A 21,183-nucleotide genomic window follows, 5' to 3' on the forward strand; every position below is an offset into this window, starting at 1 on the left:
TGTGCCGGCCTGATCGCTGAAGGGGCCGACGAAGCGCCGGCCCGCAGTCAAGGCGCCGCGCTCAGCGCAGCGGCGCCAATATGCCCGTCAGGCGGCGCCAGTCCACCGGCTTCAAAAAGTGGTGGTCGACCGCCGCCAGCAGTTCGGTCACGCGGTCGTTGGTGTCGGTCCATCCGGTGAGGGCGATCAGCACGATGTCGTCCTTGTGCGCTTCCCGGATTCGCCGGGCCAGTTCCAGGCCGTCCATGCCCGGCATGTCGAAATCCAGCAGGACGCACGCCGGCTGGTGTTTTTCGATGTAGTCCAGCGCATCGACGCCATTGTTGGCAATGGCGGCCGCAAAGCCATCCAGTTGCAGTGCCATGGCTGCCAGTTCCGCCGTTTCGGGGTGGTCGTCCACCACCAGTATTTCCGCCGCCCTTTGCGTCATTCCGCTCGTCTTTCTATCAACCAGGTTTTATACCTTCAAGCTTCGAAAACGGCTATGTCAAAAGACATGGACGCGGCCTGTTGCACGGGCTCCGGCAAACGGCGTGCCTGAGGGGCTGCGGGCAGGTTGAAGGGCAGGTTGGAAGCGGTCAGGCCACGGGTTGCAGCGAGGGCTCGGCGCGCACCGCGTCCTGCGGGCCGCGCACCTGCGGCAGGCAGTCAGGATATTCCCGCTGAATGAAGGTCACAAGTGCTTCGCGCACCCGGCAGCGCAGGTCGAACGCCAGGCCGGACGACCGGGCCGAGACGAGCACGCGGATCTGGATCGTGCGCTCGGTCACGTCGGTCAGTTGCAGCACCTGCACGCGCTGGTCCCACTCCGGCGCAGTCTCCAGCACCCGTGACAGTTCGGCGCGCAGCGGCTCCAGCGGCAGGCGGTAATCGGCATAGAGAAACACCGTGCCCAGAATCTGCGAACTGGTGCGTGTCCAGTTCTGAAAAGGGTGCTCGATGAACCACTGCAGCGGAATGATCAGGCGCCGCTCGTCCCAGATCGCCAGCACCACGTACGTGCCCGTGATTTCTTCCACGCGGCCCCATTCCCCTTCGACGATGAGCACGTCGTCGATGCGGATCGGCTGCGCCAGCGCGATCTGCAGACCCGCGATGATGTTGCTGAACACCGGCCGCGCCGCGATACCGGCCACGATGCCGACCACGCCGGCCGATGCCAGCAAGCTCGCGCCCACCTGCCGTGCGCCGGGAAAGGTCATCAGCATGAGGGACAGGGCCGCCATCATCACGGCGGTCATCGCGGTGCGGGACAGCACCCGCGCCTGGGTGGCGATGCGCCGCGCCGTCAGGTTGTCTTCCACATTCGCCGGATGGCGGGCGATGAGTCCTTCCTCCACGCCTCCGATGGCCGCGATCAGCGCCCAGGCCGTCACGGCGATCAGCGCCAGCCCGTTCAGGTGGCGCACCGTCCCGATGTGGAGCAGCGTTTCCGCCGCGGCCACCCAGACCACCTGCATGGCGAACAGCGGCAGCAGCACCCGCATGGCCGGAATGCAGGCCTGCACCACGGTGTGCAGCAAGGGCAGGCCGCGCGTGGCGCGCAGGGCGAGCAGCGCGGCAATGCGGTGGCCGATGGCGCCGGCGAAGGCGGCCAGGCTGGCGCCCAGCAGGGTGGCAAGCCAAGGGGACAGGGACAGCGAATCGAGCATCGTCGGGGGGATTCCTTCAAGAAAGGGGTGGAAAGAGCAGAACGGCGGCTGAAGAATCTCGCACGGGTTCGGTGCGCGGCTCGCCACCGGGCGGGGATGTCTAGCTTCAGGACACTAGGCTGGCAAGGATCAGGCCAGAGCGAGACGGATGGGTTCGGCTGGCCCCAACCCAGGGAACACCCTGATTCCCACCAGACCGCTTGGATGTAAAAGATTCGAGGAATCTGTTACGTTTTGACATACTGCGGGGCATGCGCCCTTCAGGGCCTGTCCAGACAGTGTGTGTGTCCTGCCGCAAGGGAAGGTTCAAAGCGACTGTGATGGTGTCTACCGGATTGTTTCGAGTGCGCGCTATTGGCACGCCCACCCCCGGCCGCCTGCGGCTGTGGATGCCGTGGGGTGCAAGCCCATGGCGGTAACCCCCCGCCATGGCGGTGTCGGCGCCTTGCACGACCACGCCATCGGCGACCGGCGATGGCGGCGTGGCGCTGTGCTGGTCATTGCCTTGGCGCTGCTGGGTGCCTGGCTTGTCGTGGAAACAGTGGCGCACCTGCGCGCCTCCGGGCGTGCGGAAGAGCGCGTGCGCCAGTTGTCGCACACGGCCGATTCGCTGCTCAACCAGAGCATGGGCAGCCCCATCCTCGGCGCGGTCACGCTGCTGGGCTTGAGCGAGCCCGCGCTGAAAGAAGTGGCGACCGGTGAACTCGAGCCGGACGCACCGCAGGCCCTCGCCCGGCTGGCCGTCGTGCGCGGGCGGTTCCTGATGAGCGGGGTGTACGTGTTGTCGCGCGACGGCACCGTGGTCGCCCACGAAACCCCGGGCGTGCCGTCCACCGGCATCAACCTCGCTTACCGCCCGTACTTCCAGCAGGCGGTGCGGGGCGGGGTGAACGTGTACCCCGCGTTGGGCAGCAACACCCAGGAGCGCGGCCTGTACTACGCCGCGCCTTTATACGAGGGCGACTCGCCGGCCAGCGCCATCATTGGCGTGGTCATGGTGAAGGTGTCGTTCGACGCGTTCGACGCGCAGATGGCGCGGTCCGGCTACCCGATGCTGCTCGTATCGCCGAAAGGCGTGGTGTTTTCGTCCACCCGGGCCGAATGGCGCTATTCGATGGCGCCGCCGCTCACCCAGGCGCGCATCGACGCGGTGCGCGAGCAGCGGCAGTTCGGCAAGCTCTTCGACAACGGCGTCGCATCCGCGCTGCCGTTCCCGCTGGATGCCCGAGAGGTCTCGGTAAACGGCACCACCTATGCGCTCGACAAGCATTCGCTCGACTGGAAGGACCCCGACGGCTTGTGGCAGCTCGTCATGCTGGACGACGTGAGCGCGCTGCTGCCGCCCTCGCGCCGCTGGCTCATCGGAGGCGGCACGTTCGCCCTGCTGCTGCTGATGGGCGGGATGATGCTGGAGATGCTGCGCAATCGCGCGCGCATGGCGGCGGCGATCGAGCGGTTCCAGGTACTCGGCGCCGCGCTGCAGACCAGCCCCGTGGCGGTGGTCATCACCGATGCCGAAGGGCGCATCGACTGGGTCAACAACGAGTACGAGCGCAACACCGGCCGCACCCTGCAGGAGGTGCGCGGCAAAAAGCCTTCGATCATCGCCAGCGGGCAGACGCCGCCCGCTACCTACCAGCAGATGTGGGCGCGCCTGCTGGCGGGCCAGTCGTGGCGCGGCGAGTTCATCAACCAGCGGGTGGACGGCACCCTGTTCCATGAAGAGGCCACGCTGTCGCCCGTGTTCGACCAGCGCGGCCACCGCATCGCGATCGTGGGGCTGCACGAAGACGTCACCGACCGCATCACCGCCCACCACGAGTTGCAGCGGCGCGAGCGCCTGCTCAACGACCTGCTGGCCCAGCAGACGGCCATCTTCGACAACGCGCCGCCCATCCTGCTCGTGTGCGACGGGGCCTTCCGCCAGTTCAACCCGGCGTTCGCCGAACTCATGGGCGGTGCGGGCGCCGATCTGCTCGGGCACCCGCTGTCGCGCATGTTCGGCGGGCCGCAGGGGCATGCGGCGTTCCTCGACCGCACGGGCGAGCGGCTGGATGCCGGCCATGCGGTGCGCGAGGTCTGCACGCTGCACCGGCTGGACGGCTCCACGTTCGAAGCGCGCGTGTCCGGCCGCAGCCTGCAGATGGATGGCTTCAGCGATTCGTGCCTGTGGGTGATCGAAGACGTGAGCGAGGCCCGCGCCGCCGAAGAGGCCATGCGCGAGATCAACGACCGCCTGGCGCTGGCGCAAGAGGCGGGCAAGGTCGGCGTGTTCGACCTGGACCTGGCGCGCGACCACCTGGTGTGGAGCGACAAGCTCGAATCGCTGTACGGCGCGCCCCCGCAGCCCCAGGGGCGCAGCCTGCAGGACTGGCTCGACCGCCTGCACCCTGAGGACAGAGCCCGTGCCCAGGCGCGCATGGACGCCGCGCTGGCGGGCAGCGATGCGCACCTGCAGGATTCGTGGCGCGTGGTGCGCCACGACGGCGAGGTGCGCTGGTTCCTGTGCGCGGCACGCATCCTGCGCGACGACGAGGGCCGGGCGCGGCGCCTCATCGGCGTGCAGGTGGACGTGAACGACCAGAAGCTGCTGGAGGCGCAGGTGGCCGAGCAACTGGTGTTCCAGCAGGCGCTCATCGACGCGATCCCCGTGCCGCTGTTCTACAAGGATGCGGATGGGCGCTACGTGGGCTTCAACCGCGCCTACGAGCGCGCTTTCGGCGTGCGGCGCGACGACCTCATCGGCCGCACGGTGCTGGACCTGCATTACCTCTCCGAAGCCGAGCGGTCGGCCTTCGATTCGGACACGCAGCTGGCCGTGGGCGGCGCGCAGTCGCTGCACAAGGAGGTCGATCTGCCCTATGCGGACGGCGAGATCCACCACACGCTGTTCTGGCTGCATGGCTTTCAGCGGCCCGACGGCACGCCGGGCGGGGCCATCGGCACCTTCGTGGACATCACCGACCGCCAGCGCGCCGAGCGCGAACTGCGCCGCGCCAAGGAGATGGCGGAGGAAACCACCGCGCTCAAGTCGAACTTCCTGGCCAACATGAGCCATGAGATCCGCACGCCCATGAACGCCATCATCGGCATGTCGCATCTGGCGCTCAAATCGGGGCTCACGCCGCGCCAGAGCGACTACGTGGGCAAGATCCAGCAGGCCGGGCAGCACCTGCTGGGCGTGATCAACGACATCCTGGATTTCTCCAAGATCGAGGCCGGCAAGCTCATCGTCGAAAAGCAGCCGTTCGTGCTCGACCGCATGCTGGAAGGCGTGGCCGACGTGGTGGGCTACAAGGCCGGCGTGAAGGGGCTGGAACTGGTGCTGGACGCCGCCGCAGACGTGCCCACGCACCTTGTAGGCGATGCGCTGCGGCTGGGGCAGATCCTCATCAACTTCGCCAACAACGCCATCAAGTTCACCGAGCGCGGCGAGATCCACATCCTCGTGCGCGTGCTGGAGCGGGCCGGGCAGCGCGTGCTGCTGCGCTTCGAGGTGCGAGACACCGGCATCGGCATGGCGCGCGAGCAGATGGGCCGGCTGTTCCAGAGCTTTCAGCAGGCCGATGCCTCCACCACGCGGCGCTACGGCGGCACCGGCCTGGGCCTGGCCATCTGCAAGAACCTCGCCGAACTCATGGGCGGCGAGGTCGGGGCCGAGAGCGATCTGGGCAAGGGCTCGGCCTTCTGGGTCACGCTGCCGCTCGAATGCGGCGAAAGCGTGCCGGCCATGCCGCCGCCGCCCAGTGTGCGCGGCAGCCGCGTGCTGGTGGTGGACGACAACCACACCGCCGCCACCGTCCTGTCCGACATGCTGCAGGCGATGGGTTTCGAGACCACCGAAGTGCAATCGGGCCTGCAGGCGCTGGCCGCGCTGCGCCAGGGCATCGACGAGCAGCACCCCTACGGCCTGCTGCTGATCGACTGGCACATGCCCGGCATGGACGGCATCGAACTGGCCCGGCGCATCCGCGAGATCGGCATGGCCCGCGTGCCGCAGATGCTCATGGTCACCGCCTACGGGCGTGAAGAGGTCATGGTCGCCGCGCGCGAGCAGGGCATCGAGACCGTGCTCGTCAAGCCGGTGAGCGCCTCGCTGCTCTACGACACGCTCATGCAGCCGCTGGAGCACGGCTGGATGCCCACGCATGCCCATCTTGCGCAGCCGGGCAGCGACCAGCCGCCGCTGTCGGTGCGCGGCGCCTCGGTGCTGCTGGTGGAAGACAACGAGTTGAACCAGCTCGTAGCGCTGGAGCTGCTGCGCGACGCCGGCTTCGTGGTGGACGTGGCGGCGCACGGCCAGGCCGCGCTGGAATGCATCGAGCGCCAGGACTACGACGCGGTGCTCATGGACATGCAGATGCCCGTGATGGACGGCGAAACCGCCACGCGCCAGTTGCGCGCGGACCCGCGCCATTCCCACCTGCCGGTGATCGCCATGACGGCCAATGCCATGGAGCCCGACCGCCAGCGCTGCTTTGCCGCCGGCATGAATGACCACGTTCCCAAGCCCATCGAGCCGGCCGTGCTGTGGCGCGCGCTGGCACGGTGGATTCGGCCGCGCCCGGGGCTGGGCGTGCGGCTGGACGGCGCGGCGGCTGCGGCGGTTGCAGAAGGGTCGGGCGGCCAGCGTCCGATCGCGCCCACCCCCGCGTTCGTCCTGGCAGGCAAGGGGGCCGAGGCAGGGCAGGGCCCGGGTTCGGCGTCGGCGGCCCCGCTGCCCTACGGCGTGCCGGGGCTCGACACGGCCCTGGGACTGCAGCGCGCGCTTGGCCGCCCGGCGCTGTATGCCGACATGCTGCGCCGGTTCGCCGACGGCCAGCGCCATGTGGCGCGCGACGTGTCGGGCGCGGTGCGGGCGCAGGACTGGGAGCTGGCCGAGCGGCTTGCGCACACGCTGCGTTCGGTGGCGGCGAACATCGGCGCGCAGCCGCTGTCCGACGAAGCCCAGGCGCTGGAGCAAGCGCTGCGCAGCGGGCAGCGCACCGCAGCGCTGCAGCGGCTTTGCGACGGCGTGGACCGGCGCATGGCCGAGCTGCTGTCGGGCCTGGATGCCTGGACAGCGGCCGGGCCGGAACCTGTTGCCGCCACGGCCCCGCCAGACGCGCCGCATGCGCCGCAAGACTTGCAGCCCGTGCTGCAGCGCCTTCAGATGTTGCTGCAGGCCGACGATCCGGCCGCGGTGGACCATCTGCAGCAAAATAGGCCGCTGTTGGAGCGTGCGTTGGGCGCGGCATTCGCCGCGCTGGAATCGGATACCCGGAGTTTCGAGTTTGAGCGGGCCCTGGAAACGCTGCATGCCGCGGCGGGACCGGCCCTCGACAGGCCAGCGCCTTTGCCAGGCGGGCCGGCATGACAGGACACCCCCATGGACATTCCCCACTTCTATGCCGACGAGTCCCTTTTTGTCGAAAAACCCATCGCCACCGTGCTGGTGGTGGACGACACGCCGGACAACCTCACGCTCATGGGCACGCTGCTGCGCGACCATTACCACGTCAAGGTGGCCAACCAGGGCGAGAAGGCGTTGCGCATCGCCCAATCCTCCCCGCCGCCCGACCTGATCCTGCTGGACATCATGATGCCCGGCATCGACGGCTACGAGGTCTGCCGCCAGCTCAAGGCGCACCCGCAGTCGCGCGACATCCCGGTCATCTTCCTCACGGCGCGCTCCACCTCGGACGATGAACGCACGGGCCTCGCCGCCGGTGCGGTGGACTACATCACCAAGCCGATCAGCCCGCCCATCCTGCTGGCGCGCGTGCACACGCACCTGGCGCTCAAGGCCACCGCCGACTTCCTGCGCGACAAGAGCGCCTACCTGGAGCGCGAAGTCGCCATGCGCACGCTGGAGGTGCAGGCCATCCAGGACGTGACCATCATGGCCATGACCTCGCTGGCCGAAACGCGCGACAACGAAACCGGCAACCACATCCGGCGCACGCAGCTGTACGTGAAGGCGCTGGCCGAGCAGTTGCGCCAACACCCGCGCTTCGAGAACACGCTCACCGAACGCATGATCGAGTTGCTGTACAAGTCGGCGCCGCTGCACGACATCGGCAAGATCGGCATTCCCGACAGCATCCTGCTCAAGCCCGGCAAGCTCACGGTGGAAGAGTTCGAGGTGATGAAGACGCACACCACGCTGGGCCGCAACGCCATCGAAGATGCCGAGCGCCGCCTGGGCATGCGCGTGGCGTTCCTGAACGTGTCCAAGGAGATCGCCTACAGCCACCAGGAAAAGTGGGACGGCAGCGGCTACCCGGAAGGCCTGGCGGGCGATGCCATTCCGGTGTCGGCCCGGCTCATGGCCGTGGCCGACGTGTACGACGCGCTCATCAGCAAGCGGGTCTACAAGCCCGCGTATTCGCACGACCAGGCGTGCTCGACCATCATGCGGGGCCGGGGCACCCACTTCGACCCCGACATGGTGGATGCCTTCGTCGACCTGGCCGACGACTTTCGCGACATCGCGCTCAAGTACCCCGACCCGGAATAGCCGGGCTCAGCGCGCGCCGCTGGCGGCTTCGCCGTCTTCCGCCGGGGTGGCGGGCTGCAGCACGTCGTCCATGCCGTCCGTGGGCAGCGACAGGTTCTCGGCGGCCTGGCGCACGGCGGCCTTGTCGCCGGCGCTGGCGAACTTGCTGTACTTGGTCAGGATCGGCACGAGCTGGCCGTAGATGCGCGGGGCGCCTGCCAGGCATTCGCGCTGCTCCAGGAAGTCGGCCTCGCCCGTGAAATTGCCGACCAGGCCGCCGGCCTCGGTCACCAGCAGCGAGCCGGCCGCCACGTCCCAGATCGACAGGCCCGTCTCGAAGAAGGCTTCGGTGAAGCCCGCGGCCACGTAGGCCAGGTCGAGCGCGGCGGCGCCGGGGCGGCGCAGGCCCGCGGTGCGCTGCATCACGTCGGCCATGATGTTCAGGTAGTTCTTGAAGTTGTCGCCCGGGCGGAACGGAAAGCCCGTGGAGATCAGGCATTCCTTGAGCTGCGTGCGCTTGCTCACGCGGATACGGCGCTCGTTCAGGTAGGCGCCGCGGCCCTTGGTGGCGGTGAACAGGTCGTTGCGGGTCGGGTCATAGATGACGGCCTGCTCGACCTTGCCGCGCACGGCCAGGGCGATGCTCACGCAATAGACCGGAAAGCCGTGGATGAAGTTGGTGGTGCCGTCCAGCGGGTCGATGATCCAGACGAACTCCGAATCCTTCGCGCCGTATTCGCTGCCCGATTCCTCGGCCATGATGCCGTGGCCGGGGTACGCCGTGAGCAGCGTCTCGATGATGATCTTTTCGCTCGCGTGATCCACTTCGGTCACGAAATCGTTGATCTGCTTTTGCGAGATCCGCACGGATTCCACGTCCAGGGCCGCGCGGTTGATGATGGCGCCGGCGGCGCGTGCGGCCTTGATGGCCACGTTGAGCATGGGGTGCAGATTGGTCGACATTGGATTGTGGCGTGGGCCGGGCGGTGCACAGGGGCAGCCCAGCGGTTCAGGAACGGGGGAATGGCGCCCCGGCGATGCGGACGGCGACAATGAGCGCGCGATTTTACCCGTACTGCCTTTTTTACCGACCGCGCGCCCATGAAGACCCGTTTCATCCTCATCCACACCAGCCATGCCGGCAACGTCGGCGCCGCCGCCCGGGCCATGAAGACCATGGGGTTCGACGACCTGGTGCTCGTCGCGCCGCGCTGGGCCAACGTGCTGCGCCGCGAGGAAACCATCCAGCGCGCCAGCGGCGCCCTCGACGTGCTGGAGAACGCCCGCATCGTCGCCACGCTGGACGAAGCCCTGGACGGCATGAGCCACCTGTGCGCCACTGCCATGACCCCGCGCGACTTCGGCCCGCCCACGCGCGCGCCACGCGAACATTTCGAATTGCTATTAAAAAAGGAGCAAACCTCCCTAGGGGAACATGCGCTGGAGGCCGATTCGGCTCAAACGTCCACCACCGAGGCCGGCGTCGCCTTCCTGTTTGGCAGCGAGCGCTTCGGCATGGCCAACGACGACGTGTACCGCTGCCACGTGGCGCTCTCCATTCCCACCAACCCGACCTTCGGTTCGCTCAACCTGGGCGCGGCCATCCAGGTCGTCGCTTATGAATGGCGCATGGCGCTCGGCGGGTTCGCCGCTGCACCAGCAGCCGATGGCGATGCTGACTTGCAGGGCGCTGTAGCGGCGCCCGTCACCGAGCGGGCCGATGCCGCGCAGGTCGCCGGCATGCTCGCGCACTGGGAGCGCGCGCTGGTGGACATCGGCTTTCTCGACCCCGCCGCGCCCAAGAAGCTCATGCCGCGCCTGAACCAGCTGTTCAACCGCGCGCAACTCACCCCGGAGGAAATCCACATCCTGCGCGGTGTCGCCAAAGCCATGACCGGCGCCGCTCAGCCAAAGCGATAGACTCGGCGGCTCTTTTCCCGCCCCCGAAGCCAACCCCCGCCACCCCATGTTTGCCCGCCTGCGCTCCGACGTCCAGTGCATCCTCGACCGCGACCCCGCTGCGCGCAGCACCTGGGAGGTGGTCACCTGCTACCCCGGGCTGCACGCGATCTGGCTGCATCGCCCGGCGCACTGGTGCTGGCGCCACGGCCTGCCGTGGCTGGGGCGGTTCATCTCGCACTTCGCACGCTGGACGACCGGCATCGAGATCCACCCGGGTGCCAAGATCGGCGAGCGTGTCTTCTTCGACCACGCCATGGGCGTGGTGGTCGGCGAGACGGCCGAAATCGGCGACGGCTGCACCATCTACCAGGGCGTCACGCTGGGCGGCACCTCGCTCTACAAGGGCGCCAAGCGCCACCCCACGCTGGGCAAGGACGTGGTCGTGAGCGCGGGCGCCAAGGTGCTGGGCGGCTTCGAAGTGGGCGACGGCGCCAAGATCGGCAGCAACGCAGTCGTCATCAAGCCCGTGCCGCCGGGCGCCACGGCCGTGGGCATTCCGGCCCGCATCATTCCCTCCAAGGCCGGCCAGAGCGCCGACGTGACCGAGCCGCAGGCCGCGCGCCCCTTCACCGCCTACGGCATCACCCAGGAAGACGATCCGCTCTCGCAGGCCATGCGCGGGCTGATCGACAACGCCTCGTCGCAAGAGCACCAGATCGCGCTGCTGTGGCAGGCCATCGAAAAGCTCTCGGCCAACCCGCAGGCCCCGGCCAAGGACTGCGTGCCCTGCGACGCCGCGCGCGAGCAGCAGTTCCAGGCCGACAAGCTGAACGAGTTGGTGGGCAAGTAAACGACGCGGCCCGTCAAACTTCCGAAATGTCACATTCATCGCTTTAGCTCATTCATTGGGATGAGCATCAACGATCAGAGCAGAGCGGCTGAAAGTGTTTTTTGAGCCTGCCTGTTGACTCCTGTAGCAGCGAAATTGTTGCTGTATTACCTGATCCTTGTTTTGTACGCAATCGCATCATTCCCTCTCTCAATATTCATATTGGTTTGAGAATCTGCGAATAGGATGGGTGCGTTGGTTAGTTCAATGCAATGAACGGTGGCCTGTAATTCTGTGGGCCGTCCTTTTTTCTTGAGCGGTCGTGGTTCTCTGCCTTGGGAAGGCGGTGATTTTTATCACCGTGCGGAGAATTCACGACCAGCGGTGTTTGACGAAACATCGCGCCAACGCTTCAACTATAAAGGAGGGGTGATGAAAATACTGCGCCGTTTGATAGCGAGTGGGGTTGTGATTGTGCTTTCGGCATGTACGGGCGGTTCGCCCATGCGCGTAGCCATGACGGAATTGGGGACGGTTTCAGACAGCGAATATGGAGCCTATGGTTTGCGCATGGTCCGTTCCATCAATGTCACGGGTCTCGGCCCGGAAGAGGTGGTCGGCACATTAACCACGGATCCTGATAAATGGTCGGCAAAAGAGCAATTCGCTCGCTTTTTTTCAGGACGCTCCGACCTCCCCGATAGCATGACTCCGCGCTTGACTGAAGGCCAGTCTTTCGTGGTTCAACGGCGGTTCTGCAATTTGGTCAACGGTCCGTCTTCCAGTACCCAATGTGGCGAGAGCGTCACCTTGAGGGAACTGACGCAATTACGGGACAATTTGGTCGTGTCGCAGTCTGAAATCGCTTTGGCCATGCGCGGCGAAGTTAAGGCGGCAGCCCTCACCGCAGTGTTGCACGCGGCACAAGGCGCTTCCCAGACCCAGATCGACACATTGCTTCGGTCGCTGCAATCCATTTACCCCAGTGATGATTTCTCCGATCTGACCAAGGTAAAAGCTGCTTTGAAGGTCACCGAGGAAAACGGCACTCGTTTGAGTGAGGCCCTAGCAAAGATTCGCTCGCTCACCGCAAAGTCGGGCGTATTCGTGACGCGTTGGGACAAAGAAGTGGAAGTGTCGGGGGGCGCCACGGCGGGAGATGCCGCCTCGTTGTCCGGAAACAGTAGAAAAAAAATCAGTGGTTTTTTGATTCTTGGTGATCCTCAGATCACGAGCCTTCACTTGGGGGACGATTTACTCGAAAGAAAGAGTATTGAGCAACCCCGTCCAGGTTCTGCGGGAGTCTTCAAAGAACATCGAAACTACATTGCCTATTACCAATTGAGGGCGAGATATGTGCTTCATGCCGAAAGCCAGGAAGATGTGCTTTCCATGGCGATTCAGGCAGATATCTCAAAAATAATGCAGACCCTAAAAGCCGCAGGGGGTCATGTCGACTTGGCAGCCCTGCAGGCCATTTCATTAAAGGTTCAAGCCCTCTATGCGGCACTGATTGCAGCCTCGGGAACTGGAGTGCTGGATGCCCAAGCCGGTGATTTGCAGTATTGGGATTTCTCTGTCGCGCCCGGGAAAATCGCTGAATATCATAAGAAAGAGCGGGATCGCGCAAGAGGCACACTGCCAGTGATTACCATTCGCGCTTCCTTTGATGATTTTTTGAATCAGCGGCAAAAGATATCGCAAGGCTCAGGCACCGATTCTCGATGACGCCCGCGATCACGATACGCGACGTGTCTTAAGACCTGACCCTCTGCGCGCTTTTTGGCCGGAACGCCTTGCACACCGCGTCGTGCGTCTCCAGGTACGGCCCGCCGATCAGGTCGATGCAGTACGGCACCGCGGCGAAGATGCCGGGCACGGTCTGGCTGCCGTCCTCGGCCCGCAGGCCTTCCAGCGTTTCCGCGATGGCCTTGGGCTGGCCGGGCAGGTTGACGATCAGCGTGCTGCCGCGCACCACCGCCACCTGGCGCGACAGGATCGCCGTGGGCACGAAGCGCAGGCCGATCTGGCGCATCTGCTCGCCGAAGCCCGGCATTTCCTTGTGCGCCACGGCCAGCGTGGCCTCGGGCGTCACGTCGCGCAGCGCGGGGCCGGTGCCGCCCGTGGTCAGCACCAGGCTGCAGCCGGCGGTGTCGGCCAGCTCGATCAGCGTGGCGCTGATGGTGGCCTGGTCGTCGGGAATCAGCCGGGGCTCGAAGGTGATGGGGTTGCGCAGTGCGCGGGTCAGCCATTCCTGCAGCGCGGGCAGGCCCTTGTCTTCATAGACGCCGGTGCTGGCCCGGTCGCTGATGGAGACGATGCCGATGCGCACCGGATCGCACGGGCCGGTGGCCGCAAGCGGCGCTGCGGTGGCGTCAGGCATCGCGGCCGGTTTCTTCATGGCGGGCGTGGATCGCGGCTTCTTCCAGTTGCTCGCGCACCAGCTGGAACAGTTCGCGGTAGGCGCGGCCCTTGCGCGGTGCCAGGCCTTCGGAGACCTGCACGTTGGCGACCTTGCCCTCGGGCTGCGCATCCTTGCGCGCCTGGCGGATCAGCGCGCGAATCTGCTGCGTGTCGGTGCGCGGAAAGCGCTCCAGCCAGTCGGGCAGGGCGTCGTCGTCGGCGATGAGCCGGTCGCGCCAGCGCTCGGCCGCATGCAGCGCGAGCTTTTCGGCGGCGGAGCCGTTGTGCTGCTCGTCCAGCGCGGCCTGCGCGGCGGCCACGACCGTGGGGTCGAGCTGGCGCATGATCTTGCCGACATACTGCATCTGGCGGCGCTTGCCCTCGAAGTTGGTGATGCGCCGGGCCTCGGCCAGGGCGTCGCGCAGCTTTTCGGGCAGCTGCACGCGCTCCATCAGGTCGGCGCGCAGGGTGAGCAGGTCTTCGCCCAGTTTCTGCAGTGCATCGCTTTCGCGCTTCAGGTCGGTCCTGCTCGCTTCGTGCGTGCCTTTGAGCTCGGCTTTCAGTTCGATGTCCAGTTCGCTGCCTTCGGCAACGAATTGGCCTCGCACGTAGTAGCCTTTTTTGGGTTTGCGTGACATGGTGGGGGGCAATGGGAGGGGCACTCGTGTGCCCAAACAGGCTTCGGCACGGAGGCGCCGAAGGCGGCAAGTATCATAGCCGCCGATATGAATACACCCAGCCCACGCGCCGCCGGCGCCGCCCCGAAGACGCCCGACAGCGGTTTCAGCTACACCCGCCCGTTTTTCGAAGACCTCGTGGACCGAGCCCTGGCGCATGCCAAGAAGCTGGGCGCGACCGATGCCGGCGCCGAGGCGTCCGAGGGCTGCGGCCTGTCGGTCAGCGTGCGCAAGGGCGAGCTGGAGAACGTGGAGCGCAACCGCGACAAGTCGCTGGGCGTGACGGTCTATGTCGGCCACCGGCGCGGCAACGCGAGCACGTCGGACTTTTCCGGCGCCGCCATCGAGCAGACCGTGCAGGCCGCCTACGACATCGCCCGCTTCACCGCCGAAGACCCGGTGGCCGGCCTGCCGGACGAAGCCGACATCGCCCCGGCCGATTCGCACCGCGAGCTGGAGCTGTTCCACCCCTGGGCCGTCACCAGCGAAGAAGCCGCGCGCATCGCCATGGAATGCGAGGCCGCGGCGCTGCAAACCAGCCGCCGCATCACCAACAGCGAAGGCGCTGGCGTGTCGGCGCAGCAGAGCCACTTCTTCAGCGCGCACACACGCGGCTTTCGCGGCGGCTATGCCAGTTCGCGCCACAGCCTGTCGGTCGCGCCCATCGCCGCCTTGCCCGGCCGCAATGCCGACATGCAGCGCGACGCCTGGTACAGCTCCATGCGCGACGCCGCCGAGCTGGCCGCACCCGCCACGGTGGGCCGCTATGCCGCCGAGCGCGCCCTGAGCCGCCTGGGCAGCCGCAAGATCCCCACCACGCAATGCCCCGTGCTGTTCGAATCGCCCCTGGCCTCCGGCCTGCTGGGCGGCTTCGTGCAGGCCATCAGCGGCGGCGCGCTGTACCGCAAGAGCACCTTCTTGCTCGACTCGCTGGGCAAGCAGGTCTTGCCCAAGCACATCGACGTGCTGGAAGACCCGTTCGTGCTGCGCGGCAAGGGCAGCTCGCCGTTCGACGAAGAGGGCGTGCGCGTGTCCGCCCGCAAGGTGGTCGATGCCGGCCGCGTGGAGGGCTACTTCCTCTCCAGCTACTCGGCGCGCAAGCTGGGCATGAAGACCACCGGCAACTCCGGCGGCTCGCACAACCTCACGCTCACCTCGCGCCGCACCCGGCCGGGCGACGACCTCGATGCCATGCTGAAAAAGCTGGGCACGGGCCTGTTCGTGATCGAACTCATGGGGCAGGGCGTGAACTACGTGACGGGCGACTACTCGCGCGGCGCCAGCGGCTTCTGGGTCGAGAACGGCGAGATCGCCTTCCCCGTGCACGAGATCACCATCGCCGGCAACCTGAAGGACATGCTCAAGGGCATCGAAGCCGTGGGCGCCGATGCCTACAACTACGGTGCCAAGACCGTGGGCTCGATCCTCGTGAACCGCATGAAGGTCGCGGGCAGCTGAGGGCCCGCGCCCGCGCTGCCTCTCACGCCCGTCCCTGCCGCGTCTGCTGCGGTTGGGGCGGTTGGGGCGGCTGCTGCAACGCTTGCGATGCCGGCGCCGGCGAGGGCCCGCCACGCCGCCCGGCACTCATGATCGCCATGCCGCCCACCGCCATCGCGCCGCCCAGCGCCATCGGGCCCGTCAGGCCCTCGCCCAGCCACAGCGCCGAGAAGAACACGCCGAACACCGGCACCAGCGTGATGTATGAGGCGGCGGCCCCGGCCCCCAGCGCCTTCACCCCGTCGAAATACCACGCATAGGCCAGCGCCGTGGCGCCCCACGCCAGGAACAGGAGCGCGCCCCAGGCCTGCGCCGGGGCCTGCAGCGCGGCGCCGAATGCAGCGGGGCCTTCCACCGCGAGGCTGGCGGCCACCAGCATGGCGGCGCCCAGGGTGGCGGTCACGGCGGTGGTCGTCAGCGCGTCCACGCCGGTCAGCACCCAGCGCCCGATGAGCGTGTAGGCGACCCAACTCACCACGCACCCCAGCAGCAGCCACTCGCCGATGCCCAGGGCGCCCTGCAGCAATTGCAGCGGCGAGCCGCGCGCCATCACCACGGCCGCGCCCGCGGCGGCCAGCACCATGCCGGCGGCGATGGTGCGGTTGAGCTTTTCACGGAAAAGCCAGGCCGCCAGCAGGAACGTGAGCACCGGGTTGAGCGTGACCACCAGCGCCGCCTTGCCCGCCGGCACGTGCTGCAGTCCGAGCATGAAGAACATCGAATACCCGAACACGCCGGTCGCGCCGGCCACCGCCATGCCGGCCCAGCGCCGCATGTCCCATCCCTTGATGCGCGCCATGCCGCCGCTGTAGTAAAGCCAGGGCAGCAGCACCAGCGCGGCCAGCATGAAGCGAATGGCCGCGGCCGCCAGCGGCGGCATGGCCTGCGCCAGCACGCGGCCGCACGGCCACGAGGCGCCCCAGAGCGCGGCCATGCCGGCCAGGCGCAGGTGGTAGGTCAGGTGAGGAAAGCGATGCATGGGCCGTAATATCGCTTCATGCCGATTCATACACCAATGAGCGATCGCTCATGACCTTCACCCAGCTCGAAGTGCTGGCCGCGCTGGCCAAGGCCGGCAGTTTCTCACGCGCGGCGGGGCTGCTGGGCATCACCCAAAGCGCAGTGAGCCACGCCATCCGCGCGCTGGAAACCGAACTTGACGTGCTGCTGGTGCGTCGCGAGGGGCCCGTCTCCACGCTGACCGAAACGGGCGCGCGGCTGCTGCTGCGCGCCAACGTGATCCTGCAAGAGAAAGAGGCCCTGTGCCAGGAGGCTGCGGCGGAGCGCGGCGTGGCGCGCGGCACGTTGAAGATCGCCTCGTTCGGGCCGACCTCTTCGCTGCAACTGCTGCCCCGGCTCATCACCGAATACCGCCGCCGCCAGCCCGAGGTCGAGGTGCAGGTCGAAGAGCAGGACGACGACACCGTGGCCCGCTGGCTGCTGGAGCGGCGCGTGGAGATCGGCTTCGTCGTGCTGCCGGACGACCGCTTCGAGACGATTCCGCTGGCCGAGGACGAACTGGTCGCGCTCATCCCCGCATCGCACCGGCTGGCGGGGCGCAGCGCCATCCGCGCGGGCGACTTCGACGGTGAGCCGTTCATTCGCACCTCGGCCGGCTCGGGCGCGCAGATCGACCGGTTCCTGGACCAGGCGGGCGCCAAGCCCAACACGCTGTACCGCTTCGAGCAGCTGTCGTCCATGCTCGGCTTCGTGGCCCGGGCACAGGCCGTGTCCATGGCCGCGCGGCTGGCGCTGCCGCCCGCGCCGGACGGCGTGGTCTACCGCAGCCTGTCGCCACGCCAGCGCCGCGTGACGGGGCTGGCCGTGCGGCACCTGGGGCGGCTCTCGCCCGCCGCGGCGGCCTTCGTGGCACTGGCCCGGCAAGGCACCAAGCTGCGGCGCCTGGGCTGACGGACGGCGCGCGAAGCGCTCTGGCCGATGCAGCCGGTGCCGGTGCCTTGCCTCGGCCTTGCTTTGTTTTTTCCTCTTCTTCAATACGCCGCGCTGGCACTGCCTTGCGCGGTGGCGGGCGCGGCACCCGCCGAGGCGCCGGCTGCACTGCCGAACTGCCCCCGCAGCTTGCGCGCCGCGTTGGCGAACACCAGCACGTCCACGCCCACGGCGACGAAGGTGCAGCCCAGTTCTAGGTAGCGCTTGGCCAGTGCCGGGTCCGACGTCAGCGTGCCGGCGGCCTTGCCGCTGGCGATGATGGTTTTCATGGCCGCTTCGATGGCGGCCTGCACGTCCGGGTGGCCCGGGTTGCCGCGGTGCCCCATCGACGCTGCCAGGTCGGCCGGCCCGATGAACACGCCGTGCACGCCGTCCACCGCGCAGATGGCGGACAGGTTCTGCAGCGCGGTTGCGGTCTCGGCCTGCACCAGCAGGCAGACCTCGTCGTCGGCGATGTCCAGGTAGTCCGCACGGCCGCTCCATTGCGACACCCGGGCCACGGCACTGCCCACGCCGCGAATGCCGTGCGGCGGGTACTGCGTGGCGGCGGCGATGGCGCGCGCCTGCTCGGCGGTGTCCACCATGGGCACCAGCAGCGTGCGCGCGCCGATGTCCAGCATCTGCTTGATGAGCGCTGTGTTGCCCTCCACCACGCGTACCACCGGATGGGCGGGGTGCGCCGCCACCGCCTGCAGCGTGGTGAGCGTGCTGCGCACGTCGTTGGGCGCGTGCTCGCCGTCGATCAGCAGCCAGTCATAGCCGGTGGTAGCGGCCGCTTCGGCCAGGTACGGGTCGGCCATCGAGAGCCAGAGGCCGATCTGGGGCTGGCGGGCGGCGAGTGCGGTTTTGAAGGGGTTGTGTGCGGGCATGGCGTGGTGCGAAGAAGGGGATAGGGAGGGGCGAGAAGAGAAGGCTGAAAGGCGAAAGATAACGCTGCGGGCGGGCGGGCGGGTGCCGTTGCCGTGGCGCGGCGTCAGTCGCCTGCGAGCAGATGGCCCGGCAGCAGCGGCCGCCCCTGCAGGTGATCGACGATGTTGCGTGCCGTGGCGGTGGCCACGCGCAGTGCGGCGTCGCGCGTCACGCCCGCCACGTGCGGCGTCAGCAGCACCTGCGGCAGGGCAGTCAGCGGATGGTGCGCGGGCAGCGGCTCGGTGTCGAAGGTGTCCAGCCCCGCGCCCGCCAAGTGGCCGCTGCGCAGTGCGGACAGCAGGGCCGCTTCCTGCACCACCGGTCCGCGCGCGGTATTGACGAGCAGGCCGCCGGGCCGCATGCAGCCCAGTTCGCGCTCGCCGATCAGGCCGCGGGTGCGGTCGCTCAAGGGGCAGTGCAGGCTCAGGATGTCCACGCGCGCCAGCAAGGCGTGCAGGTCGGGCTCGGTGGCGAATCCGTCGGCCTGGCCCGGTGGGCGCAGCACCAGCACCTGCGCGCCCAGCGCCGTGCACAGCCGCGCGGTGGCGCGGCCGATGCTGCCGTAGCCCACGATGCCCACCACGCTGCCGCGAAAATCCCGGCCCTGCCACTGGCTGTCGGCCCAGCCGCCCGCGCGCACGCGGCGGTCCAGTTCGGGCAACTGGCGGGTGAGCGCCAGCATCAACGCCAGCGCGTGCTCGGCCACCGCATCGGCATTGGCGCCCAGCGCCACGGCGACCGCCACGCCGCGGCGCTGCGCGGCGGCACGGTCCACGCTGTCCACGCCCGCGCCGTTCTTGGCCACGATGCGTAATGCCGGCGCAGCGGCCATCACCCGGTCGGTGATGGGTGGGGAGCCGCGCAGCACGATGGCCTGCGCGCCCGTGGCGGCCAGCTGTTCGGCCAGCGTGTCCTCGGTGATCGGCTGCGCCATGCAATGCACCCGGCCGCCGCTGCGGCGCACCAGGTCCTGCGCGGCCTCGGGCCAATGCGCGGCGGTGACGAGCACGTCGAACGGCGCGGAGGGTTCGGGGGCGGCAGGGGACATCGTGGAAGCGTTCATGGCGCGTGCAAGGGAATGGGACAGGGACAGGAAATGGGAAAGGGATGGGAGCGAGGGATGGCGCCAGCGTGCAAGCTTGCAATCGCGCAAGCGGGGCCGGGGAAAGGTGGCGCAGCGCTGCGCCACCGTGCCGGTCGCTCGCTCGCTCGCTCAGTCGATGCGGATGCCGTTGGCCTGGATCACCTTGCCGTAGCGGCCCAGCTCGTCCTGCGTGAAGCGGGCCAGGGCCTGCGGCGTGCCGGGCTGCGGCCGCACGCCCAGCGCGCCCATGCGCTCCAGCACCTCGGGCTGGCGCAGCACGGCGTTCAGCGCGGTGTTCAGGGTGGCCAGCACGTCCTTGCTGGTCTTGGCCGGCGCGTACAGGGCATACCACGCGTTGACCTCGAAGCCTGGGTAGCCTGCCTCGGCGAAGGTGGGTACATCGGGCATCTCGGGCAGGCGCGCGGGCGCGGCGACTGCCAGGGCGCGTACCTTGCCGCCCTTGATGAGCGGCGAGGCGCTGGTGAGCGTGTCCAGAATCATGTCCAGCCGCCCGCCCATCAGGTCCATGGTGTGCGTGTTGCCGCCTTTGTAGGGCACGTGGTTGATCTGCACCTGCGCGGCCTGCTTGAAGAGTTCTGCCGCCAGGTGCAGCGGCGAGCCGTTGCCCGACGAGCCGTAGTTCAGCGCGCCCGGCTGCTTGCGCGCCGCATCCACCAGCGCGCGCACGTTGGTGTATGGCGAATCCTGCGCCACTACCAGCACCATCGGCACCACGCCGATCAACCCCACTGGAGCGAAGTCGGCCACGGCGTCGTAGCCCGGCTTGGCGTACAGGTGCGGGCTGACCGCATGGCTGGCCAGCGAGCCCAGTACCAGCGTGTACCCGTCGGCCGGGGCCTTGGCCGCCACTGTGGTGCCGATGGTGGTGCCGGCCCCGGGGCGGTTGTCGATCACCATGGGCTGCTTGAGCGCGTCGCCCAGCTTTTGCCCGATCAGGCGCGCCACCGCGTCGTTGGCGCCGCCGGCCGGGTAGGGCACCAGCAGCGTGACGGGTTTGGACGGGTAGGCATCCGCCGCGTGGACGGCACCGAGCGGCGCGGCCAGCCCGCAGGCAGCGAGCGCGGCCGAAAGCAGCAGCCCGCGGCGGTGGAGGGGGGCAGGCGCGCGCAGGCGCGCCGGGGAAGCGATGTGGACCATGGGTTTGTCTCCTTGTGTGTGATTTTTGATGTCGGTCAGGTCAGCGAACCGGCGCGGCGCCCATGTCGCGCCGTGCCGGGGGGAAATCGGTCAATCCATGTCCATGGGCGGTCCTGTGATGGGTGTGTTCTTGGGGCTCAGTCCAGCCCGCCCTGGCACACGTACTTCGTGTGCAGGTAATCCTCCAGCCCGTGCGTCGACCCCTCGCGCCCGTAGCCCGACTCCTTCACACCCCCGAACGGCGCAGCCTCCGCTGCCAGCGCCCCTTCGTTGATGCCCACGATGCCCGTCTCCAAAGCCTCCGCCACCCGCCAGATGCGACGCACGTCCTGGCTGTAGAAGTACGCGGCCAGGCCGAACGGTGTGTCGTTGGCGGCGGCGATCACTTCCTCTTCCCTCTCGAAGCGCGTGAGCGGCGCCACCGGGCCGAAGGTCTCTTCGCACGCGCAGGCCATGGTGGCGTCGGCGTTCTCCAGCACGGTGGGGGCGTAGTAGGTCGCGCCCAGCTCGGTCAGGCGCTTGCCGCCCGTGAGCACTTTCGCGCCCTTGGCGATGGCGTCCTGCACGTGGCGGTCGATCTTCTCCACCGCGCGGTTGTTGATCATCGGGCCGATCTGCGAGGCCGGGTCGCTGGCTGGGCCGAC

17 protein-coding genes are annotated in these 21,183 nt (G+C 68.0%); 7 read left to right on the plus strand and 10 right to left on the minus strand.

The window, feature by feature from the left end; translation table 11 throughout:
• Positions 1-61: 61 nt before the first annotated feature.
• Positions 62-430 (minus strand): response regulator, encoded by a 369-nt coding sequence (locus BLT03_RS22715; RefSeq protein WP_092746052.1) that lies wholly within the window; start codon positions 428-430, stop codon positions 62-64.
• A gap of 148 nt (positions 431-578) precedes the next feature.
• Positions 579-1,652, minus strand: a complete 1,074-nt coding sequence (locus tag BLT03_RS22720; RefSeq protein ID WP_092746053.1) for a mechanosensitive ion channel family protein — start codon at positions 1,650-1,652, stop codon at positions 579-581.
• Positions 1,653-2,061: 409 nt separating this feature from the next.
• On the opposite strand from BLT03_RS22720, the gene BLT03_RS22725 reads away from it, so the two are divergent.
• Both BLT03_RS22725 and BLT03_RS22730 read left to right on the plus strand, forming a co-directional pair.
• A complete protein-coding gene (locus tag BLT03_RS22725) occupies positions 2,062-7,008 on the plus strand; it encodes a PAS domain S-box protein (RefSeq protein WP_092746067.1) in 4,947 nt (1,648 codons plus the stop codon).
• A 12-nt stretch (positions 7,009-7,020) separates the two neighbouring features.
• Positions 7,021-8,151 (plus strand): response regulator, encoded by a 1,131-nt coding sequence (locus tag BLT03_RS22730; RefSeq protein ID WP_092746054.1) that lies wholly within the window; start codon positions 7,021-7,023, stop codon positions 8,149-8,151.
• Between the two features lie 6 nt (positions 8,152-8,157).
• Here BLT03_RS22730 and BLT03_RS22735 read toward each other — a convergent pair whose 3' ends face one another.
• A complete protein-coding gene (locus tag BLT03_RS22735) occupies positions 8,158-9,093 on the minus strand; it encodes an inositol monophosphatase family protein (protein ID WP_092746055.1) in 936 nt (311 codons plus the stop codon).
• Between the two features lie 138 nt (positions 9,094-9,231).
• Between BLT03_RS22735 and BLT03_RS22740 the strand changes: the two genes are divergently transcribed.
• From BLT03_RS22740 to BLT03_RS22750, 3 genes are all read left to right on the plus strand, one after another.
• Positions 9,232-10,050: an RNA methyltransferase gene (locus BLT03_RS22740; protein ID WP_092746056.1), complete on the plus strand. Its 819-nt coding sequence runs from the start codon at positions 9,232-9,234 to the stop codon at positions 10,048-10,050.
• A gap of 46 nt (positions 10,051-10,096) precedes the next feature.
• Entirely contained in the window at positions 10,097-10,882 is a 786-nt protein-coding gene (gene cysE, locus BLT03_RS22745; protein WP_092746057.1) for a serine O-acetyltransferase, read from the plus strand.
• A 411-nt stretch (positions 10,883-11,293) separates the two neighbouring features.
• Positions 11,294-12,589: a hypothetical protein gene (locus BLT03_RS22750; protein WP_139160506.1), complete on the plus strand. Its 1,296-nt coding sequence runs from the start codon at positions 11,294-11,296 to the stop codon at positions 12,587-12,589.
• Between the two features lie 28 nt (positions 12,590-12,617).
• Here BLT03_RS22750 and mog read toward each other — a convergent pair whose 3' ends face one another.
• Both mog and yjgA read right to left on the minus strand, forming a co-directional pair.
• Positions 12,618-13,244: a molybdopterin adenylyltransferase gene (mog, locus tag BLT03_RS22755; RefSeq protein WP_092746059.1), complete on the minus strand. Its 627-nt coding sequence runs from the start codon at positions 13,242-13,244 to the stop codon at positions 12,618-12,620.
• Positions 13,237-13,902 carry a ribosome biogenesis factor YjgA gene (gene yjgA, locus BLT03_RS22760; RefSeq protein ID WP_092746060.1) on the minus strand — a complete coding sequence of 222 codons (666 nt, stop codon included), beginning with the start codon at positions 13,900-13,902 and terminating at the stop codon, positions 13,237-13,239. The genes mog and yjgA overlap by 8 nt, the downstream gene beginning before the upstream one ends.
• 87 nt (positions 13,903-13,989) lie before the next feature.
• Here yjgA and pmbA point away from each other — a divergent pair, with 87 nt between their 5' ends.
• Positions 13,990-15,399, plus strand: a complete 1,410-nt coding sequence (gene pmbA / locus BLT03_RS22765; protein ID WP_092746061.1) for a metalloprotease PmbA — start codon at positions 13,990-13,992, stop codon at positions 15,397-15,399.
• Between the two features lie 22 nt (positions 15,400-15,421).
• Here pmbA and BLT03_RS22770 read toward each other — a convergent pair whose 3' ends face one another.
• The gene (locus BLT03_RS22770) at positions 15,422-16,417 is read right to left on the minus strand and encodes a DMT family transporter (protein WP_245711528.1); all 996 of its coding nucleotides are present in this window, start codon (positions 16,415-16,417) and stop codon (positions 15,422-15,424) included.
• A 50-nt stretch (positions 16,418-16,467) separates the two neighbouring features.
• Here BLT03_RS22770 and BLT03_RS22775 point away from each other — a divergent pair, with 50 nt between their 5' ends.
• Complete coding sequence (locus BLT03_RS22775) at positions 16,468-17,349, plus strand: LysR family transcriptional regulator (RefSeq protein WP_092746063.1); 882 nt, start codon at positions 16,468-16,470, stop codon at positions 17,347-17,349.
• Between the two features lie 80 nt (positions 17,350-17,429).
• Here BLT03_RS22775 and hpaI read toward each other — a convergent pair whose 3' ends face one another.
• From hpaI to BLT03_RS22795, 4 genes are all read right to left on the minus strand, one after another.
• Positions 17,430-18,257: a 4-hydroxy-2-oxoheptanedioate aldolase gene (hpaI, locus tag BLT03_RS22780; protein WP_092746064.1), complete on the minus strand. Its 828-nt coding sequence runs from the start codon at positions 18,255-18,257 to the stop codon at positions 17,430-17,432.
• 104 nt (positions 18,258-18,361) lie between these two features.
• Positions 18,362-19,360, minus strand: coding sequence for an NAD(P)-dependent oxidoreductase (locus tag BLT03_RS22785; protein ID WP_245711529.1), 999 nt, complete (start codon positions 19,358-19,360; stop codon positions 18,362-18,364).
• Positions 19,361-19,510: 150 nt separating this feature from the next.
• The gene (locus tag BLT03_RS22790; RefSeq protein ID WP_092746065.1) at positions 19,511-20,539 is read right to left on the minus strand and encodes a Bug family tripartite tricarboxylate transporter substrate binding protein; all 1,029 of its coding nucleotides are present in this window, start codon (positions 20,537-20,539) and stop codon (positions 19,511-19,513) included.
• Between the two features lie 137 nt (positions 20,540-20,676).
• Positions 20,677-21,183: aldehyde dehydrogenase family protein (locus BLT03_RS22795; protein ID WP_139160507.1), on the minus strand; the 507-nt coding region annotated here is incomplete at its 5' end.

It is taken from the genome of Paracidovorax valerianellae (assembly GCF_900102625.1).
In the GTDB taxonomy this organism is placed as follows: domain Bacteria; phylum Pseudomonadota; class Gammaproteobacteria; order Burkholderiales; family Burkholderiaceae_C; genus Paracidovorax; species Paracidovorax valerianellae.

What these genes read in the sequence shown, in the direction of transcription:
- BLT03_RS22715 (WP_092746052.1), bottom strand. Translation starts at nt 430, where the DNA reads ATGACGCAAAGGGCGGCGGAAATACTGGTGGTGGACGACCACCCCGAA.
- BLT03_RS22720 (WP_092746053.1), bottom strand. Translation starts at nt 1,652, where the DNA reads ATGCTCGATTCGCTGTCCCTGTCCCCTTGGCTTGCCACCCTGCTGGGC.
- BLT03_RS22725 (WP_092746067.1), top strand. Translation starts at nt 2,062, where the DNA reads ATGGCGGTAACCCCCCGCCATGGCGGTGTCGGCGCCTTGCACGACCAC.
- BLT03_RS22730 (WP_092746054.1), top strand. Translation starts at nt 7,021, where the DNA reads ATGGACATTCCCCACTTCTATGCCGACGAGTCCCTTTTTGTCGAAAAA.
- BLT03_RS22735 (WP_092746055.1), bottom strand. Translation starts at nt 9,093, where the DNA reads ATGTCGACCAATCTGCACCCCATGCTCAACGTGGCCATCAAGGCCGCA.
- BLT03_RS22740 (WP_092746056.1), top strand. Translation starts at nt 9,232, where the DNA reads ATGAAGACCCGTTTCATCCTCATCCACACCAGCCATGCCGGCAACGTC.
- cysE (WP_092746057.1), top strand. Translation starts at nt 10,097, where the DNA reads ATGTTTGCCCGCCTGCGCTCCGACGTCCAGTGCATCCTCGACCGCGAC.
- BLT03_RS22750 (WP_139160506.1), top strand. Translation starts at nt 11,294, where the DNA reads ATGAAAATACTGCGCCGTTTGATAGCGAGTGGGGTTGTGATTGTGCTT.
- mog (WP_092746059.1), bottom strand. Translation starts at nt 13,244, where the DNA reads ATGCCTGACGCCACCGCAGCGCCGCTTGCGGCCACCGGCCCGTGCGAT.
- yjgA (WP_092746060.1), bottom strand. Translation starts at nt 13,902, where the DNA reads ATGTCACGCAAACCCAAAAAAGGCTACTACGTGCGAGGCCAATTCGTT.
- pmbA (WP_092746061.1), top strand. Translation starts at nt 13,990, where the DNA reads ATGAATACACCCAGCCCACGCGCCGCCGGCGCCGCCCCGAAGACGCCC.
- BLT03_RS22770 (WP_245711528.1), bottom strand. Translation starts at nt 16,417, where the DNA reads ATGCATCGCTTTCCTCACCTGACCTACCACCTGCGCCTGGCCGGCATG.
- BLT03_RS22775 (WP_092746063.1), top strand. Translation starts at nt 16,468, where the DNA reads ATGACCTTCACCCAGCTCGAAGTGCTGGCCGCGCTGGCCAAGGCCGGC.
- hpaI (WP_092746064.1), bottom strand. Translation starts at nt 18,257, where the DNA reads ATGCCCGCACACAACCCCTTCAAAACCGCACTCGCCGCCCGCCAGCCC.
- BLT03_RS22785 (WP_245711529.1), bottom strand. Translation starts at nt 19,360, where the DNA reads ATGAACGCTTCCACGATGTCCCCTGCCGCCCCCGAACCCTCCGCGCCG.
- BLT03_RS22790 (WP_092746065.1), bottom strand. Translation starts at nt 20,539, where the DNA reads ATGGTCCACATCGCTTCCCCGGCGCGCCTGCGCGCGCCTGCCCCCCTC.